14 protein-coding genes are annotated in these 17661 nt (G+C 53.1%); 11 read left to right on the top strand and 3 right to left on the bottom strand.

Going from position 1 to position 17661, the window contains the following annotated elements; translation table 11 throughout:
• Positions 1 to 199: 199 nt before the first annotated feature.
• Complete coding sequence (locus QWJ20_RS14560) at positions 200 to 433, bottom strand: hypothetical protein (protein WP_349718892.1); 234 nt, start codon at positions 431 to 433, stop codon at positions 200 to 202.
• Between the two features lie 60 nt (positions 434 to 493).
• On the opposite strand from QWJ20_RS14560, the gene QWJ20_RS14565 reads away from it, so the two are divergent.
• Positions 494 to 1786, top strand: a complete 1293-nt coding sequence (locus tag QWJ20_RS14565) for an ABC transporter substrate-binding protein (protein ID WP_433992822.1) — start codon at positions 494 to 496, stop codon at positions 1784 to 1786.
• 82 nt (positions 1787 to 1868) lie between these two features.
• Here the strand turns inward: QWJ20_RS14565 and QWJ20_RS14570 are convergent, their stop codons facing one another.
• Both QWJ20_RS14570 and QWJ20_RS14575 read right to left on the bottom strand, forming a co-directional pair.
• Positions 1869 to 3548, bottom strand: a complete 1680-nt coding sequence (locus QWJ20_RS14570) for a hypothetical protein (protein WP_433992823.1) — start codon at positions 3546 to 3548, stop codon at positions 1869 to 1871.
• Between the two features lie 152 nt (positions 3549 to 3700).
• The gene (locus QWJ20_RS14575) at positions 3701 to 4441 is read right to left on the bottom strand and encodes an EAL domain-containing protein (protein WP_268579212.1); all 741 of its coding nucleotides are present in this window, start codon (positions 4439 to 4441) and stop codon (positions 3701 to 3703) included.
• A gap of 542 nt (positions 4442 to 4983) precedes the next feature.
• Here QWJ20_RS14575 and QWJ20_RS14580 point away from each other — a divergent pair.
• The 10 genes from QWJ20_RS14580 (at position 4984) to QWJ20_RS14625 (ending at position 17598) form a co-directional block, all read left to right on the top strand.
• Entirely contained in the window at positions 4984 to 6708 is a 1725-nt protein-coding gene (locus QWJ20_RS14580) for a PilZ domain-containing protein (RefSeq protein ID WP_433992824.1), read from the top strand.
• A 289-nt stretch (positions 6709 to 6997) separates the two neighbouring features.
• Complete coding sequence (cysJ, locus tag QWJ20_RS14585) at positions 6998 to 8827, top strand: NADPH-dependent assimilatory sulfite reductase flavoprotein subunit (protein ID WP_433992825.1); 1830 nt, start codon at positions 6998 to 7000, stop codon at positions 8825 to 8827.
• The gene (cysI, locus tag QWJ20_RS14590; protein ID WP_433992826.1) at positions 8827 to 10560 is read left to right on the top strand and encodes an assimilatory sulfite reductase (NADPH) hemoprotein subunit; all 1734 of its coding nucleotides are present in this window, start codon (positions 8827 to 8829) and stop codon (positions 10558 to 10560) included. Before cysJ ends, cysI begins: the two co-directional genes overlap by 1 nt.
• Positions 10561 to 10572: 12 nt before the next feature.
• Complete coding sequence (locus QWJ20_RS14595; protein WP_433992827.1) at positions 10573 to 11307, top strand: phosphoadenylyl-sulfate reductase; 735 nt, start codon at positions 10573 to 10575, stop codon at positions 11305 to 11307.
• Between the two features lie 313 nt (positions 11308 to 11620).
• Complete coding sequence (locus QWJ20_RS14600) at positions 11621 to 13183, top strand: ABC transporter substrate-binding protein (protein ID WP_433992828.1); 1563 nt, start codon at positions 11621 to 11623, stop codon at positions 13181 to 13183.
• Positions 13184 to 13193: 10 nt separating this feature from the next.
• Complete coding sequence (locus QWJ20_RS14605; protein ID WP_433992829.1) at positions 13194 to 14066, top strand: ABC transporter ATP-binding protein; 873 nt, start codon at positions 13194 to 13196, stop codon at positions 14064 to 14066.
• A complete protein-coding gene (locus QWJ20_RS14610; RefSeq protein ID WP_433992830.1) occupies positions 14063 to 14935 on the top strand; it encodes an ABC transporter ATP-binding protein in 873 nt (290 codons plus the stop codon). The genes QWJ20_RS14605 and QWJ20_RS14610 overlap by 4 nt, the downstream gene beginning before the upstream one ends.
• Positions 14929 to 15870: an ABC transporter permease gene (locus tag QWJ20_RS14615; protein ID WP_095992762.1), complete on the top strand. Its 942-nt coding sequence runs from the start codon at positions 14929 to 14931 to the stop codon at positions 15868 to 15870. The genes QWJ20_RS14610 and QWJ20_RS14615 overlap by 7 nt, the downstream gene beginning before the upstream one ends.
• The gene (locus QWJ20_RS14620; RefSeq protein WP_433992831.1) at positions 15867 to 16742 is read left to right on the top strand and encodes an ABC transporter permease; all 876 of its coding nucleotides are present in this window, start codon (positions 15867 to 15869) and stop codon (positions 16740 to 16742) included. The genes QWJ20_RS14615 and QWJ20_RS14620 overlap by 4 nt, the downstream gene beginning before the upstream one ends.
• Positions 16743 to 16797: 55 nt before the next feature.
• A complete protein-coding gene (locus QWJ20_RS14625; protein WP_433992832.1) occupies positions 16798 to 17598 on the top strand; it encodes a glycerophosphodiester phosphodiesterase in 801 nt (266 codons plus the stop codon).
• Positions 17599 to 17661 lie beyond the last annotated feature (63 nt).

Here is a 17661-nt window from a genome sequence, read left to right on the forward strand (position 1 = left end):
AGCGAGCTTCACAGCGCGCGGCACGTGGCGTAAGAGAATGTGAAAGGCATAACGAGGAGGGCGATGCGGTGCGTTATGCCGTGTGTGTTTCATCACACTTTTACGCCGTTTTTTCTCTTTCGCCGCGCACATGGCGTGGTTTTGTTGTTTTTGTGTTTCTTATTTGTGAATTAAATCTCTTTTTGGTGTGGTGCGTCAGTTAATGATGTGAGGCACCTCCCTGCCGCGTCACATAGGGCTCACACTGTGTGGTTGAAACGCCCACTAACGCGGTGCGGTCATCAGCATTTCTTCCGTCAGCCCCGCAAATCACACGTTTTCCCGCCGTGATGACTAGCGCGATAAAACGGGTTCTGCCTATCTTGTCAGGGTCAGGGAGAGATTGATTCCCAAGACAATAGGGGTTGTGTACCCGACCTGCTTTCTCATCCATACGCCACACCAGTACGCCAGACACACGCACAAACACAATAATAATGTCGTTGGGGGAAAAATGAGATTACCTGGACTGATTGTCATCGCCTTATCTGCGCTCTGTTCGTTCGCGCAGGCTGCTGAACCTGTGGAATTACGCCTCTCCTGGTGGGGAGGAAACAGCCGCCATCAGGCGACCTTGACTGCGCTGGAAGCGTTTCAGAAAAAGTATCCGCACATCAGCGTGAAACCAGAATATACCGGTTGGGACGGGCACTTATCCCGCCTGACGACGCAGATCGCCAGCGGCGAAGAACCGGATGTGCTACAGGTAAACTGGAACTGGCTGCCGATTTTTTCCAAGACTGGCACCGGCTTTTATGACCTGAATAAGCTGACCGATACGCTGAAATTACAGGATTTCCCCGAAGATGCGCTGAAGCCCGCGACGATTGACGGCAAAGTGAACGCGATTTCCACCTCGCTGAATGCGCTGGTGATGTACTACAACACGGAAACCTGGAAGAAGGCCGAACTGCCGTATCCCACTACCTGGGATGAGTTGTTCCATGCGGGCAAGGTGTTTAAAGAGAAACTGGGTGATAACTATTTCCCCATTGCTTCACCTGCGCAGGACAGCGGTGAAGGCATGCTGGAACTGATCAACTATTACATGACGCAGAAGTACCAGATTGGCATGATCGATGAAAAGAACAAACGCTTTAACTACAGCGAGGCGCAGTGGATCGAGGCGTTTCGCTTCTATAAGCGTTTGATTGACGAACATGTGATGCCGTCTTCGAAGTATTACAACGCGTTTGGCAAGGTCGGAATGTATGAAACACGCCCCTGGATTAACGGGGAGTACGGTGGGGCACACCTGTGGATTTCGGTTGTGAAGAAATATGCCGATCCGCTGGCGGCACCTGGTAAGCTCGAATTAGGGCCATACATCATGACGCCGGGATCGGATAACTCTGGGCAGTTCTTCAAACCGTCAATGTTATTTGCCATCAGTAAAAATACCAAGCACCCGAAAGAAGCGGCGCTGCTGTTGAATTATCTGATGAACGATCCTGAAGGCGCGCTGCTGATGGGCACCGAGCGCGGCATTCCGCTCAGCCGTATCGCCAGACAAGCGCTGGAAGAAAAGCAGAAGCTGGATACCAACGATCTGTCGGTTGCTGGGCTCTCGATGGCGCTAGAAAAACCGATGAAAACGCCAGTGTCCTCGTATCTTGAAGATCCGCAGCTGGCCAGCCTGATCCTGCAAACCATCGAACAGCTCGACTATGGCAAAAAGAGCGTGGAAGAATCGGCGAAAAACTTCAGCAACTCTGGTGAGCGTATTCTGAAGCGAGTGATTCGCTAGCAAGCGACTGACTAAGATCGTTATTGATTCAGAGCGTTATTGATTAATGTAGTTATCGATTAATGTAGGGACTGCCGGTGCGTTACGTGAGTTCAGCCAACTGCTGTTGCAGGCTATCGGCTAACGCGCGTGGACGCCCGGCATCAAACATCACATGCAGGCTCACCGGGTAATCTCGGTGTTGCAGGCAGAAATCCTCCATCTCATGCCCAATCCCGTACAGCGCCTGAATATTGGTTTTGGCGATTTCCCGCAGTGTCCAGTTGTTCTCCACCTGTTTGCAGTAGTGCAGCGTAAAGAAGGCTTTCTGCGCGTGAACAAAGGCGCGGCAATACAGCGTTAGGCCGCGCCATTCCTGCTGCCAGCGCACGCTAAGCGCTTCCGGCATCGCGTGTTCGCGGGAGAATTGTAGGGCGGCCTGCTGGCACTGTTCCGCCAGCTGCCAGGCGGCATCTTTCTCTTTCGCAATGTGATAGAGATTCTGCGACGCCAGCTCGGCATGCTGCGGATCGAACGTAATATCCTGACCGGAACCCGGTAGCCAGTGGTTACGGTTGAGCTGACCGTATAGGCTCCAGATCGCCTGACCAAAGCTGGTTGGCAGCAGGCTGTGACGATGGAAAACGTGGTGACGCGCATACAGCGACAGAGAAATGGCCTGATGAGCCTGCTCCAACAAGGCGAGCATCGCATGCAGCACGGTATCGTCCGGTTGCCATTGGTAGCGCGTCATTAGCCACTCGGCAAACAGCGTGCTTTCGTTTGCCGCTGCGGTCTGGTTAGTCAGCAGTCGGGAACAGGCAAACAGCGTGAATTCACTCAGCGTGCCGATTACGCTGTGATTATCCACCCCTTCCCAACTGATGCGGCACAGGGCGCTGACTATTGCGGGATTTTTCTCCCGACACCACAGCAACCGTCCCTGAACTTCGGTGTAGCGCAGGAAGGGGAGATTGCCCCAGCCGACTTCTTCTCCAGCCAGATCCAACTCAACCCAGACCTCACGCCCGCTGATATCCAGCAGCGCGGGGTTATTGGGAAACTCGGGCCAGAAGCGTTCCGGTGTGACTTTAATAGCGACAGAGACCGATTCTGGCAGCGTGCGAATGGCGTTCAGGACATTACCGATATCCTGATGGCTGGCGGGAAACGCGCGCAATACCAGATGACGCTGGTGGTAGTGCATCACACGGGCGACGGCGGAGAATAAACGGTGATAGATCTGCTCGCTGTCGGCGTGGGTCGGCCAGTGCGTGGTGACGGGAACGACGCCGTTGATCGCATCGCCAGAAGGGGCTGAAAAGCGCAGCAGGCTATCGCTGTTGGAGATCGCCAGCAGTAGGCCGTTCAGCCGTGGGATCTGCTGCATCAGCAGCTCGACTTTGGCGGCAAGGTAGTCGCACCAAAAATCGGTATCCATGCGGAGGCTATGTTTGTCGTCCAGTAATTCTGGGTGATGGAGCAGTAAATCTGTGGGAAACGACAGCTCTTTGCATTGCAGATACAGCGCTAGCCCCTGTTCGCGACAGTGCGCCGCGACCTGATTCAGGTAAACGCAGCGTGAACGTTGCTGGCTGCTGATGCGATCGTCAAAACGCGCGTTATTGTAGGCTTCCGGCGTCACCAGCTTATCCAGCAAATCCGCCGCGCCCAGCACCAGCGTATTAAAACCCTGTTCACGGGCGTAATCGACGACCGAGATGACCTGTTGCCAGTGCCAAATATCCTGCGTATTGAGTTCCAGCGCGCGTCGTTGCCACATCGTTTTTCTCCCGTTGCCACTGGCGTGAGTATCGCATTGATGTGTGATTGCAAAGGATAAATTCCTGAGGCGAACGCCAGAAATGTGAGCCTGTTCGCTAATCGTGATCGTCTAAGGTGTTGTTGGCGAGGCAGAAAAATCGAGGATGCCAGCTAAAAGCCTTCCAGCAGCCTTAATTGGCTGAATGTGAGTGGGCGATAGAAGATATATCCTTGAATCCCAATGGGGTGATATTTATTTAACCGGTTCAAATCGGTCGCTTTCTCAACGCCTTCACAGATAATGTTTACGCCAAGAGGAATGAGCTTGTTCAATAAGACCTTTAGTTTTTGTGATTTGGTCTCTTCTTTCCCGATGCCATCGATAATAGAGCGATCGATTTTTATGGTATCGAAGTCAAACAAACTCAGGCTGTCTATTTGTAGATTTCCTGCGCCGAAGTCATCTAATGAAATCATAAAACCATATTTCTTGGCCTGATTTAAAAAGGGTATCCCATCTATTAGCTGCTGCCGGGTCGTTTTTTCACTGATCTCTATTTCTATATTCTTTGGGTTAACCTCATGCATGAGGCATTTTTGGTATAACGTTTCCAGATAGGCGGAATTATTAAAGAGTAAATGTGACAGATTGAATGATATTGTCATGCTACTTTTGTTTTTTATTACCTGACAGACCACATCAAACATAAAATCTGTCACTTTATCGATTGCTTTACACTCCTCAATTTTATCGATGGTCTGCTGAGTTGATGTTAAAACGCCTTCTGAGTTATAAAACCTGGCGAGGGCTTCATAGCGGAATATTTTATTTTGAGGGAGATGGATAATAGGCTGAAATTCTGCTGTCAGCCTAAGAATTTTTCCATCGATATTCAATGTTGTTGTATTCATTTTACTGATTACTCACCCTCTCCCTGGAAATAGAAACTCGATAGTGTGACTCGTTTGGATTCTACACAATGATTTGGAATATTTGGAAATTGTTTTAAATGATCAATTATTCACGTTTGATAGTCTTTAGCTATTGAATAAAAAATAATGATCGCTTAAATCTATGTTTGCTTTGGTGCTTTATTCCATTAATTATCATTTAACTAATTTTTAATTTCATTGTTTTTTGTTTAATTGGTTTTTATTTTGTTTTTGTTTGAATTTTAATCAATTTGGTGGGTGTGTGCGATCATTGTGACTTCATAGCATCCTTGTTAGGATGATAAATGACGTAAAGATCGTCGTTTCGTCATGGTATTAGGGTGAATAAAAATTAATAAATTAAATCTTGGAGGCTTTTACCAGTAATGATAGGTGTTTTTCTACCGTGTTTGATTTTTGTGTAAAAATTTAATTTCGTGTAAATATTCGTTTCTATTAAAAGAGAAATCCTTTTTGGATTTTGGGGTATATCACTGTCGCGTTAATAGGTAGATCTTATCGTGGAACACTTTTCTCCTCCTCCCGCTAAAGTGATTAGCGCATTACTGCAACATCCCTATGTGATGTCTATCTATGCCAAGGATATGCTATATGCATTAAAGGCCGACGTTGCGGAATTGAATCCGGATAAAAATCGTATCGTGTTAGATGTGGAATACTCTGGCTCGGATATCGACAGATATCTTGCCGATGGTGGTTTGAATTTTGATCTGGAGGCGCTCAAGGGCACGGATAACATCGAACGAGAAACCTACAGTCTGTGTAATATTTCTACCCAATTATTCAAGACGGACAGTATGTTTTATCGTCTGGAATGTCGTTTGCCAGAATCTGTTTTTGTCACTGAGAACAGAGGGGCGATTCGTATTCCCTTTATTCTTGGCATGCAGGCTCGTGCTCGCATTGAAGTTTATCTACACACGCTGAATGTGCCCGGAACGCTACGTAATTTATCGACCGGTGGATGTCTGGTCGAAATCGATCTGGTTGAGAGTATTGCGATTGAAGTGGGCCAAGATATCCCCGGCATTACGCTTGAATTCCCTAACGGAGAAAGTTTTTATGCTGAGGGGAAAATCCGTCATATACGCCCCTTTGGAAATAATGGCTATGCGGCCGTCGGCATCCAATTTATCCATTTATCCTCATCCCAGTCTGAAGCCCTACTTCATTATACGAATGAGTCGGAAAGAGAGGCTGCATACCGAACCGGCATTACTGGCAGCATGGTGTATTCATCTCCATTGTTCATTCCGGGCACTAAGGAGAAAAATCTGTTGCTGCGAGAAAGTCAGGAACGAGAGAAACGTACCCGCCAGACGCCGATGGAACGCGGCGTCATGGAGATTGCCCATCGGCTTCAGATTGGGCTGATGTACATCAAAACGCGCAATCAACTGCCCGTTGAGATCTTTTATGACTGTGTCGATACCTTGCTGTATATGGTCAAAAAAGATCGAAAGGCTTTTCTGTATGCGCTGTCGTTCCTACGCGATGAGGCGGACTGGGTCAGACATGCGGTGCAGGTCGCGGGGAAATTGGCAGATATGCTGTTAATTGCCGATCCACACGATCCTCACGTCCGCGAGGCGGTGCTTGGGGCGTTGTTACACACCATGGGCAAGCCGCTGCTGGTCAACGCCCGTCTTCCGTCGCTGAAGGTCAATATGAACCCGGCGCAGAAGGCGATCCTTAGCGGTCATGTGGAAGTGCTGTGCGCGAAGTTACGTGAACTGGGCTGGGCGATAACCCCCACCTGCCGCGATGTGATTGAGAATGCTAACGAGCGTTTAGATGGCAGCGGCTATCCGCAAGGCAAACGCGCCGATCAATTATCGACGTTAGTCCGACTGGTCTCTGTGATTAAGGCGATTAATAAGCTCAGGCATGCACGTAATGGTATTTCTCCCCGCACGCCCTTGGCCGCCTATCGCAACATCTATGAGGCTAACGCGGCCTATGATAAGGCCGTGCTGGTCAAATACGTGCAGATTTATGGCCTCTACCCCATCGGCAGTCTGGCGAAATATTCGGGAGGCTTCATCGGGTGGGTGATGGATATTGATAAAAAGGGCAAGCCTATCGTGGTGCATCTCATCAAGAACCTTCGTTTTCCTGATACCAATATCAGCAGCGTCGTTTCTAATGGCGACTTGCAGCAGGTCGGTCAGCTCGAAAACATCGTTCATCCTGACGATTTCGGCATGAAGGTCCTGAAAATTTAGCGAGTATCGTCTACATAGAGGGCTGCATGGCAGCCCTTCTTCCCCATGACATCCTACCGACATTTCTCCCGCAACAGGCATGAAGCGCACGTGCTATCAGGCATAACACTTTAAGCAATAAGGACTATCAGAAAAACCATTTAGTCATTTTGGTTATTTAATATTTCCATCATTTCTTTAATTGTTAAGATGCAGATCGTTACCCTTATCCTCCATCCATCTTTTTATTGCATGTTTTTGTATTAGCGTCGTTGGCTAACAGCACAGGCACAAGGAAACAGAAATCACAATGACTACTCCGGTTTCCCCCACTTCATTGCTTCCGTTGAGTGTGGAGCAATTAACGCGTTTACAGGCGGCAACCGGTGATTTCTCATCGACGCAGCTGGCCTGGCTATCCGGCTATTTCTGGGGTTTAGTACAGCAGCCAGGGAATGTGCAGCCGGGGGCGATCGCCGCCACGGCAACGACAGCATCCGCAGTCACTGTGCCAGTACAAACGATTACGCTGATTTCCGCCTCACAAACGGGCAATGCACGTCGGGTGGCGGAACAGCTGCGTGACGACCTGCTGGCAGCCAAGCTGTCCGTCAATCTGGTCAATGCGGGTGATTACAAATTCAAGCAAATCGGGCAGGAAAAACTGCTGCTGATCGTGGCCTCGACGCAGGGGGAAGGGGAGCCGCCGGAAGAAGCCGTCGCGCTGCACAAGTTCCTGCTGTCCAAAAAAGCCCCGGAGATGAAAGACACCGCGTTTGCCGTGTTTGGTCTGGGTGATACCTCTTACGAATTCTTCAGCAAGGCGGGTAAGGATTTTGATAGCCGTCTGGCTGAGCTAGGCGCTGAACGCCTGCTGGATCGCGTGGATGCCGATGTGGATTATCAGGGGCTTGCCGAACAATGGCGACGCCAGCTGGTTGATATTTTGCAGGCGCGGGTGCCGGTTCAGGGCGAAGCCGTCGCGCAGATTGCCGCTCAGGGCGCACTGGATGAAATTACCAGCAGCCCGTACAGCAAATCCTCACCGCTGCATGCCACGTTTGCCGTAAATCAGAAAGTGACCGGGCGTAACTCCGAAAAAGATGTTCGCCATATCGAGATCGATCTGGGCGATTCTGGTTTGCGTTACCAGCCGGGAGATGCGCTGGGCGTATGGTTCGATAACGATCCTGCGCTGGTTCAGGAATTGTTGGAACTGCTGTGGCTGAAAGGCGACGAGTCCGTCAGCGTTGACGGCAAGACGCTGCCATTATCGCAAGCGCTGAAAAGCCACTTTGAGCTGACGCAGAACACGGCACCGATTGTCGAGAAATATGCAGCACTGTCGCGTAATGAAACGCTGTTGTCGCTGCTGGCCGATAAGCCTGCGCTTCAACAGTTCGCACAGCGCACACCGCTGGTGGATATGGTGCGACAAGCGCCGACTGAGCTGACGGCGGAGCAACTGCTGGGCCTGCTGCGTCCGCTGACGCCGCGCCTTTACTCTATCGCTTCCTCGCAGGCGGAAGCCGAAAGCGAAGTGCACATCACCGTTGGTGTGGTGCGCTATGAATACGAAGGCCGCGAGCGCGCCGGTGGTGCCTCCAGCTATCTGGCCGACAGGCTGAGTGAAGATGATGAAGTCCGCGTCTTCATCGAACATAACGATAACTTCCGTCTGCCGGCGAATTCCGACGCGCCGGTCATCATGATTGGGCCGGGCACCGGCATTGCGCCGTTCCGCGCGTTTATGCAGCAGCGCGATGCCGACGGGGCAGAAGGGAAAAACTGGCTGTTCTTTGGTAACCCACACTTTACGGAAGATTTTCTGTATCAGGTGGAATGGCAGCGCTACGTCAAAGATGGCCTGCTGACCAACATCGATCTGGCCTGGTCACGCGATCAGGCGAACAAGGTTTATGTGCAGGACAAACTGCGGGAAAAAGGCGCGGAAGTCTGGCGCTGGATTCAGGATGGCGCGCACCTGTACGTGTGTGGTGATGCTAACCGTATGGCGAAAGATGTCGAACGGGCACTGCTGGAACTGATAGTTGAGCATGGCGGCATGGACAGTGAACAGGCCGATGAGTTTTTAAGCGATCTGCGCCTTGAGCGCCGTTATCAGCGAGATGTGTACTAATGAGTGAAAAATACATTTTCAGTGAAAAACACCCCGGTCCCTTGGTGGTAGAAGGGAAACTCGCTGACGCAGAGCGCATGAAGACAGAAAGTAACTTTCTGCGCGGCACGATTGCTGAAGATCTGAATGATGGTCTGACCGGTGGCTTCAGGGGCGATAACTTTCTGCTGATCCGTTTCCACGGTATGTATCAGCAGGATGACCGCGATATTCGCGCCGAACGTGCCGAGCAGAAGCTGGAACCGCGCCATGCGATGCTGCTGCGTTGCCGTCTGCCCGGTGGTGTGATGACGCCAGAGCAGTGGTTACGGATCGACAAATTTGCGACTGAAAATACGATCTACGGCAGCATTCGTATCACGAACCGCCAGACGTTCCAGTATCACGGTATTCTCAAATCGAACGTGAAACCGGTACACCAGATGCTGAATAGCATCGGACTGGATGCGCTGGCGACGGCGAATGACATGAACCGTAACGTGCTGTGTACGTCTAACCCGATAGAATCCGAACTGCATCAGCAGGCCTATGAGTGGGCGAAAAAGATTTCTGAGCATCTGCTGCCGCGCACGCGCGCCTATGCTGAAATCTGGATGGATCAGGAAAAAGTGGCAACGACGGATGAGGAGCCGATTCTGGGCTCGACGTATCTGCCGCGTAAGTTCAAAACTACGGTCGTGATCCCGCCGCAGAATGATATCGATCTGCATGCGAACGATCTCAACTTCGTGGCGATTGCCGATAATGGCCGTCTGGTGGGCTTTAACGTGCTGGTGGGCGGTGGGCTCTCTATCGCGCACGGCGACAAAGAAACTTACCCGCGTACCGCCAGTGAACTGGGCTACATTTCCATTGAACATACGCTGGCAATCGCGGAAGCGGTGGTGACCACACAGCGCGATTGGGGTAACCGCACCAACCGTAAAAACGCGAAAACCAAATACACGCTGGAGCGTGTAGGCGTAGATAACTTCAAGCAGGAAGTGGAAGCGCGTGCCGGTGTGAAATTTGAAGCGGTGCGCCCTTATGAATTCACCGGACGTGGCGATCGTATCGGCTGGGTGAAAGGTATCGACAATAAATGGCATCTGACGCTGTTTATTGAAAACGGTCGTGTTCTGGATTATCCAGGCCGTCCGCTGAAAACCGGTCTGGCGGAAATTGCCAAGATCCACAAAGGGGATTTCCGGTTAACGGCGAACCAGAATTTGATCATTGCGGGCGTTCCTGCGCGGAGCAAAGCGAAGATTGATGCGCTGGCGCGTGAGCATGGCCTGATTGATGACGGCGTCAGCGAGCAGCGCAAGAATTCGATGGCCTGTGTATCGTTCCCGACCTGTCCGCTGGCGATGGCGGAAGCCGAACGCTTCCTGCCGGAGTTCGTCACGAAAGTCGAAGGCATTATGCAGCAGCACGGCGTGGGCGATGAACACATCGTTCTGCGCGTGACGGGCTGTCCGAACGGCTGTGGCCGCGCCATGCTGGCGGAAATCGGTCTGGTGGGCAAAGCGATGGGGCGTTATAACGTGCACCTTGGCGGGAATCGCGAGGGGACACGCATTCCGCGTATGTATCGCGAAAACATTAATGAAACCGAAATCCTCGCGGAAATCGATCGGCTTATCGGGCTGTGGGCGCAAGATCGCCAGCGCAATGAAGGCTTCGGGGATTTTGTGATTCGTACCAACATCATTAAACCGGTGCTGGATCCCGCTCGCGATTTTTATGACTGACAGGAGAGCCTGATGGCCGAATTTAATCTTGAGGCGCTCAACGCGTTACCGAAAGCGGAACAGGCGGCAGCGTTGGCTACGGTGAACAGCCAGCTTGAATCGCTGTCTGCGCAGGAAAGAGTGAGCTGGGCGTTGGAGAATCTGCCGGGCGACTATGTGTTGTCGTCCAGCTTCGGCATTCAGGCGGCAGTATCGCTGCATCTGGTGACGCAACAGCGGCCGGATATTCCGGTTATCCTCACGGATACCGGCTATCTGTTTCCTGAAACCTATCAGTTTATTGATGCGCTAACAGAGCAGTTAACGCTGAATCTGCAAGTGTATCGCGCTGCTGAATCCCCGGCCTGGCAAGAGGCGCGCTACGGCAAGCTGTGGGAGCAGGGCGTGGAAGGCATTGAGCGCTACAACCTGCTGAATAAAGTCGAGCCGATGAATCGGGCGCTGAGCGAGTTAAAGGCGAAAACATGGTTTGCTGGCCTGCGTCGTGAGCAGTCCGGCAGCCGGGGTGAATTACCGGTGCTGGCGATTCAGCGCGGCGTCTTCAAATTCCTGCCGATTATCGACTGGGATAACCGAACGGTGTACCAGTACCTGAAAGAAAACGGCCTGGGTTACCATCCACTGTGGGAGCAGGGCTATCTGTCCGTTGGCGATACGCACACCACCCGCAAGTGGGAACCGGGTATGGCCGAAGAAGAAACCCGTTTCTTCGGCCTGAAACGCGAATGCGGATTGCACGAAGGGTAAAACGCCCCCACAACGTGCTTTAGACCGATCACAAACCCCATGTTCTACATGGGGTTTTTTATTTTCGGCCACAGAGTGCGAACGAGATATTTTACTCGTGATGTTTACTTCAGACAGGCCGCCAGCCACTTTGTAGCGCCATCTTCTGCTTTTTACCTCCCTCTGTCCTGTCGCAATAAGCGAATTGTCGTCATAACACCGTCATCTTGCAAAGATAGGATTTGGTCAACATTTGATCGTTATTTAAACAAATTCAAGCGTGTTCAGTAGCGGACGCGACTTGGCGAACCCGCTGACTGAGGGAGTGCCTGACATGAAGAGAACGAGCTTTATCGGTGCCGTGGTGCTGTTTGCTGTTTTCCTCTCTGGTGGCATCGCGCTTGCTCAGGAGGACACGCGTCCTGAGTTACGGATCGCGGTTCAGAAAAACCCAGAGACACAGGAACCGGTTGATGCGGCGTCTAATGTCGCTTTCCGCAACAATCCGTCGATCCACGAAACCTTACTCAAGCTCAATATTGATGGCGACTTCTCGGTACAGCCGAACCTTGCGACGGAATGGAAATGGATCGACGATAAAACGCTTGAAGTGACGCTTCGCAAGGGCGTCATTTTTCATGATGGTCGCGAAATGACGGCGGAAGACGTCGCCTTTTCGTTCGGACCGGAACGTTTGACCGATCCGAAAGCACCCGGTTATCCCACCTATCTGACAAATTTTAGCAGCCTTGATCATGTCGAGGTGGTGGATCCTGACACTGTCCGTTTCGTCACGAAGTTTAAAGATCCGATTTTGTTACAGCGGCTGGCAAGCTATGCCGCAGTGGTGATCAGCAAAGATGCCTGGATGAAGATGGGCGGTGACTGGGCCAAGTGGAAGCAGAAGCCAGTCGGCGCGGGTCCCTATAAGGTTCTGGAGTCGGTAGCCAATGACCATGTGACGCTGGTGGCGCACGATCGGTATTTTGGTGGCAAGCCGAATGCGAAGCGTGTCACCTTCAGAATGGTGCCGGAAGTCTCATCGCGTATCGCTGGCCTTATCGCAGGGGATTACGACATTGCCACCGATCTGCCGCCGGATCAGCTTGAGATGGTGAACCAGTCGGGTAACGCGAAGATCGTCGGTGGTCCCGTTCCAAACAACCGTATCCTGTTCTTCGACAAATATAACCCCGCACTCAAGGATCCGCGTGTTCGTCAGGCGCTTATCCTTGCAATTGACCGTCAGGCGATCGTCGATTCTATCTGGAACGGACGAACCGTGGTGCCGAATGGCGAGCAGTTCAAAGTTTTCGGCCCTATCTACATGAAGGATCGCCCAAAATACGAATATAACCCTGACAAAGCGCGGCAGCTCTTGAAGGCGGCGGGTTATCACGGTGAACCGATCGCGCTCCGCTCACAAAACAATTACTACACGGCGGAAAACTCGGTGAGTGAAGCCGTGGTGGCGATGTGGCAGGCGGTGGGTGTCAACGCCAGGATGGAGTTTGTTGAGTCCGGCAAGCTGTTTGAAAATACCTCAAGTCGGGCGGTAGGTAACTGGTCCAGCACCGCCGCGATTCCCGATCCTTACGTTTCCGTCTATGCGATGGGGTTCGCAAAGACCGCAGCGCTGGGCACGCAGAAAATCTGGGTTAATGATGAATTTGACCAGCTCGGCGCCAAGCTTGAACCGACGGTTGCCCCAGCGGATCGCGCCAGGATCTTCTCCGAGATGTTGGACATTATTGAATGGAAGGATCCAGGGATCACCGTGCTGTACCAGAACGCTGTCTTCTACGGGGTTTCCAACAAGGTGAAGTGGAAGCCGAAGCCAGTTTTCGCGATGGATCTTGGCCCACAAAACCTCTCCTTTGTTAATGCTGCCAAGTGAGGGTGTCATCATGACTGAATCCATTCTTTCTATTCAAAATCTGAGTATTGCCTTTCTCGCGGGGAAGGCCAGAACCACGTCGGTGAAGTCAATATCCTTTGAGGTCGGTGAAGGTGAAATTCTGGGGATTGTGGGTGAGAGCGGATCTGGAAAATCGCTTTCATGCCTTGCGGTGGCCGGTCTTCTGCCCGCTACCGCGCTTGTCTCTGGTTCGGTCACGATTGGCGGCCAAACGTTCGCCGCTTCCGAACTGCATAACGCGCTGGTGGCGAAAAAGCTCCCGCCGATCGGCATGATCTTTCAGGAACCGATATCCTGCCTTAATCCGGTACGTACCGTTGGCGAACAAATCGCGGAGGCTGCGCGAAGTGCGGGGCATTCAGTGGAGGAAGCCCGCCAGATTGCGCTACAGATGCTGAAAGACGTCGCTATCGACCAGCCAGAGAAGCGCTACCATGACTATCCTTCACAATTTTCTGGCGGTATGTGCCAGCGTGTGATGATCGCGATGGCACTTGCTCTGGAGCCGCAGCTCGTCATCGCAGACGAACCGACGACGGCGCTGGATGTTACCGTCCAGCAGCAGGTCGTGTCGCTGCTTGTCTCGCTGGTGCGCCGCCGTGGCATTGCCATGATCTTCATCAGCCACGATCTCGACCTGGTTGCGGAGGTCTGCGATCGCATTGCCATTATGTACGGTGGCGAGATCGTGGAGATCGATACGACCGAAAATATCTACGAGCGATCGAGCCATCCCTACGCTCAACTGCTGCTGGACGCGATGCCGGGAAGCGGTGAACCGCTAAGCCGATTGGTGGAGATCCCCCAACATTGGCAGCGTGATACGGCGACCTCATCACTCTCTGCGGGGAGCGTGCCATGAGTGTGAACGCGATGGACAGAATGCCCATTCTCGACGCCCGCGATCTGGATTTCACCTATCACGCCGGATTTTCGCTGCTGACGAACCGCCGGGCTGGCAAACAGGCGGTACGCGGCGTGTCTTTATCGCTTGAACAAGGTGAAACGCTCGGTCTGGTCGGCGAATCGGGATCCGGGAAATCGACCCTTGCCGCGCTACTTTGCGGCGATCGCCAGCCTGACCGTGGAGCGCTGTCACTCTTTGGCGAGCCATTTTCCCACTATCTCAAACCGAATCGTCGGCGTTTGGCGCGGGTGCTTCAGGTTGTAGCGCAGGATACGCTCGGTGCCTTTGATCCACGCCACACCATCGGTCGGCAGATTGCGGAAGTGCTCTTGATCCATGCTATCGGGAGCAAGAGTGAGTGGCGCGATAGGGCTAAGGAAGCACTCAGCGCTGTCGCTCTCCCCATCACCATGCTGGATCGCTATCCGCATCAGATGTCAGGCGGGCAGCGACAGCGCGCCGCTATCGCTCGGGCGCTGGTGGCTGAGCCGAAGGTTCTGTTGTGCGATGAACCTGTCTCGGCGCTGGATGTGTCGGTTCAGGCGCAGGTGCTCAATCTGTTGCTCGATCTTCAGGAAAAGCGCGGTCTTTCGATCCTGTTGATCAGTCACGATGTGCGTGTTGTACGCCACGTGTCGCATCGGGTTGCCGTGATGCAGGAGGGTTGTGTGGTAGAGAGCGGACCGACGTCAAACGTGTTTGCCGAGCCCGCCCATCCTTACACCGTAAAACTGCTGGCTGCCGTGCCGAAAGGACGGCGTCGGCCGATTGCTGCGGATGCTGTACACAGCCGCCCCATTTTGGTGGAGAGAGCGGCATGCTGAACACCCTGTTTGGCTCAGCGCTGCGTGCGGTAGTGACGGTGTTCCTTGCCGTCACCTTTACTTTCGTCATGCTGCGCATCAGCGGTGACCCGATGACGTCGCTCCTGGGTGTCGAAACGCCGCCGCAGGTCATTGACATACTCCGCCAGCAGTGGGGATTGGATCGCCCCGTGAGCGAACAGTATTTCACCTATCTCGGGCGCATAGTGACGGGGGATTTTGGTACATCGCTGCGCAGCGGTCAGGATGCGCTTGCCATGATTATGGAAAAGATCCCCGCAACGCTGCGGCTGATGGCGGCTTCGCTTGTACTGGCGCTTGCGGTGGGGATTCCGCTGGGTGTCGTCGCGGCGCACTATCGCGGTGGGGTGATTGACCGCGCAGTAATCGGCCTCGCTGTGCTGACGCATTCTATTCCCACTTTCCTGACCGGCATTCTCCTAATCCAGCTTTTCGCCGTACAGCTGCGGATACTGCCATCAGGGGGAGGTGCGACGCTTGCCCACATGGTGATGCCTGCCTTGGCTATCGGGCTTTACAATGCTGGTGTCATCGCGAGATTCGTTCGCTCAAGCGTGCTTGAAGTCATCGGGCAGCGTTATATCCTTGCCGCTCGGGCGAAACGTGTCTCCGAGTGGGGGCTGATCGTCAGGCACGTGATGCCGAACGCGGCACTGCCTTTGCTGACGCTGTTCGGGTTCCTGCTCGGCGGAATGATTGGCGGATCCGCCGTGATTGAAGCGGTATTTGCCTGGCCCGGCGTGGGCCTTCTGCTCATCAATTCTGTTGCTGCCCGCGATGTAGCGGTGGTTCAGGCCATTGTCATTCTCATCACGGTGGCGATGGTCAGTGCCAACCTGTTCGTTGATTTCCTGCATGTGATGATCGATCCCCGCCTGCGCCACTCACAGCGGTCTCGGGGGCGTGTGTCATGACCGATACGCCCTCCACGTCAAAGATGCCTTCTGGTTTATTCGCCCGGTTTCCCCACGCTAATCCGCTGTTGATCGTGTGTATTGGGATCATTGTGATTGCCGTTGTGCTTGCCGTCTTCGCTGACACGCTTTCGCCCTATGGTTTTGCGCAGATAGATTTGAGAGCGCGACATATGCCGCCGTTTCACCTTGGAACCGGCTCCCGACACTGGTTTGGCACCGACGAGATGGGGCGCGACATCTTAAGCCGCGTCTTCTATGCGCTGCGTATGAGCCTCTTTATCTCCCTCGGCGCATCGATCATCAGCCTGATCATCGGGACGTCGCTTGGCCTGATCGCAAGCTTCCGTCGCGGTTTAGCGGATGCCATCATTCGGGTGGCGATTGATTTTCAGGCGTCGATGCCGTTTATCATCATTGCGCTCACGGTTCTGGCTTTTCTCGGTAACAGCCTCACGCTTTTCATCTGCCTGTTGGGGCTGTTCGGCTGGGAACGTTTCGCTCGCCTGACGCGGACGATGGCCAGCCTTGAACTGGAGAAGCCGTATATCGCTGCCTTGCTTCGCAATGGCGCGGGTGGCTTTCGTATCGCGATCGTCCACGTTTTTCCCAATATCTTTGCCGTCGTGCTGGTCACCTTCACGGTGGTGATGCCTGAAATCCTCATTCTGGAGTCGTCGCTGAGCTTCCTTGGCCTCGGGGTGCAACCGCCACAGGTCAGTTTGGGATCGTTGGTGGGGGCGGGGCGCGACTACATCATGACCGCATGGTGGATATCCATTGTCCCGGGCATGGTCATCTTCATTCTGTCGCTCACTATCAGCCTCATTGGCGATCGGTTACGTGACCTGTCCGATCCGACACTGAAATGAGGAGCCGTGGTTAAACGCAATAAGGTTAAACGCAATACAACGAAGGAGAATGACAATGAATCCACTACGAATGACGCCTGCGACAATACGCCTCGGAGGTCATCGAGGCCACAGTGCTGGCGCACCAGAAAACACCCTTGCTGCGTTTAACAAGGCGTTTGAACATGCGGGTTTCGGCGTTACCTGCGAAACCGATCTAAGAATTACGCGTGATGGTGAATTAGTCCTGATTCACGACGAGACGGTTAACCGCACCACCAATGGGCGAGGCCTCGTGCAAGGCATGACCTATTCTGAGCTTGCCAAACTCGATGCTGGGCAGTGGTTCAGTCAGGAATTCGCGGGAGAACGCGTCCCGCTGCTCAGGGATGCTCTATTGTTCGCCCGCCAGCTCGGCATCATCTATCAGCTTGAATTCAAAGTGTATGATTGCAATGAGATACTCTTCCCGAAGCTGAGGAAGCTCATCGATGAACTGGACTGTGCCGATCTGCTGCAATTCGCTTCGTTTGACTACGTTCAACTGAGAGCGGTAAAAGCGGCGATACCCGACGTGCCAACCGTTGGCCTGATGCACTCGCGTTTGATTGACCCGGCGGCGCTTGCCCGCCAGGCCAATCTTGATGCGATGAGCATTGAGATCGACCGCTTTGCCCGTGGAGAAGCGCGCCAACTGCATGATGAGGGATTTGCGGCCTTCCTCTATTTGCCCGGCTCATACCATCAAGATCTTCAGGACCACGCGGTGGATATCGAAGTCCAGATCGTGCAATGGATTCGCGAAGGCCAGTTGGATCAACTGCTCGGTGACGATGTTACACAAATGGTCAGGATCAAGAATCAAGCCTGTAGTTGAACGCCGATGGCGCAATCAAATGGATGCCCGATTGCGTCAGGCGTCCTGCTGGCGGTTGTAAAC

This window comes from Pectobacterium sp. S5 (assembly GCF_051707265.1).
Classification (GTDB): Bacteria; Pseudomonadota; Gammaproteobacteria; order Enterobacterales; family Enterobacteriaceae; genus Pectobacterium; species Pectobacterium polare.

What these genes read in the sequence shown, in the direction of transcription:
- cysJ (WP_433992825.1), top strand. Translation starts at nt 6,998, where the DNA reads ATGACTACTCCGGTTTCCCCCACTTCATTGCTTCCGTTGAGTGTGGAG.
- QWJ20_RS14565 (WP_433992822.1), top strand. Translation starts at nt 494, where the DNA reads ATGAGATTACCTGGACTGATTGTCATCGCCTTATCTGCGCTCTGTTCG.
- QWJ20_RS14570 (WP_433992823.1), bottom strand. Translation starts at nt 3,548, where the DNA reads ATGTGGCAACGACGCGCGCTGGAACTCAATACGCAGGATATTTGGCAC.
- cysI (WP_433992826.1), top strand. Translation starts at nt 8,827, where the DNA reads ATGAGTGAAAAATACATTTTCAGTGAAAAACACCCCGGTCCCTTGGTG.
- QWJ20_RS14625 (WP_433992832.1), top strand. Translation starts at nt 16,798, where the DNA reads ATGAATCCACTACGAATGACGCCTGCGACAATACGCCTCGGAGGTCAT.
- QWJ20_RS14575 (WP_268579212.1), bottom strand. Translation starts at nt 4,441, where the DNA reads ATGAATACAACAACATTGAATATCGATGGAAAAATTCTTAGGCTGACA.
- QWJ20_RS14600 (WP_433992828.1), top strand. Translation starts at nt 11,621, where the DNA reads ATGAAGAGAACGAGCTTTATCGGTGCCGTGGTGCTGTTTGCTGTTTTC.
- QWJ20_RS14605 (WP_433992829.1), top strand. Translation starts at nt 13,194, where the DNA reads ATGACTGAATCCATTCTTTCTATTCAAAATCTGAGTATTGCCTTTCTC.
- QWJ20_RS14595 (WP_433992827.1), top strand. Translation starts at nt 10,573, where the DNA reads ATGGCCGAATTTAATCTTGAGGCGCTCAACGCGTTACCGAAAGCGGAA.
- QWJ20_RS14560 (WP_349718892.1), bottom strand. Translation starts at nt 433, where the DNA reads ATGGATGAGAAAGCAGGTCGGGTACACAACCCCTATTGTCTTGGGAAT.
- QWJ20_RS14610 (WP_433992830.1), top strand. Translation starts at nt 14,063, where the DNA reads ATGAGTGTGAACGCGATGGACAGAATGCCCATTCTCGACGCCCGCGAT.
- QWJ20_RS14615 (WP_095992762.1), top strand. Translation starts at nt 14,929, where the DNA reads ATGCTGAACACCCTGTTTGGCTCAGCGCTGCGTGCGGTAGTGACGGTG.
- QWJ20_RS14620 (WP_433992831.1), top strand. Translation starts at nt 15,867, where the DNA reads ATGACCGATACGCCCTCCACGTCAAAGATGCCTTCTGGTTTATTCGCC.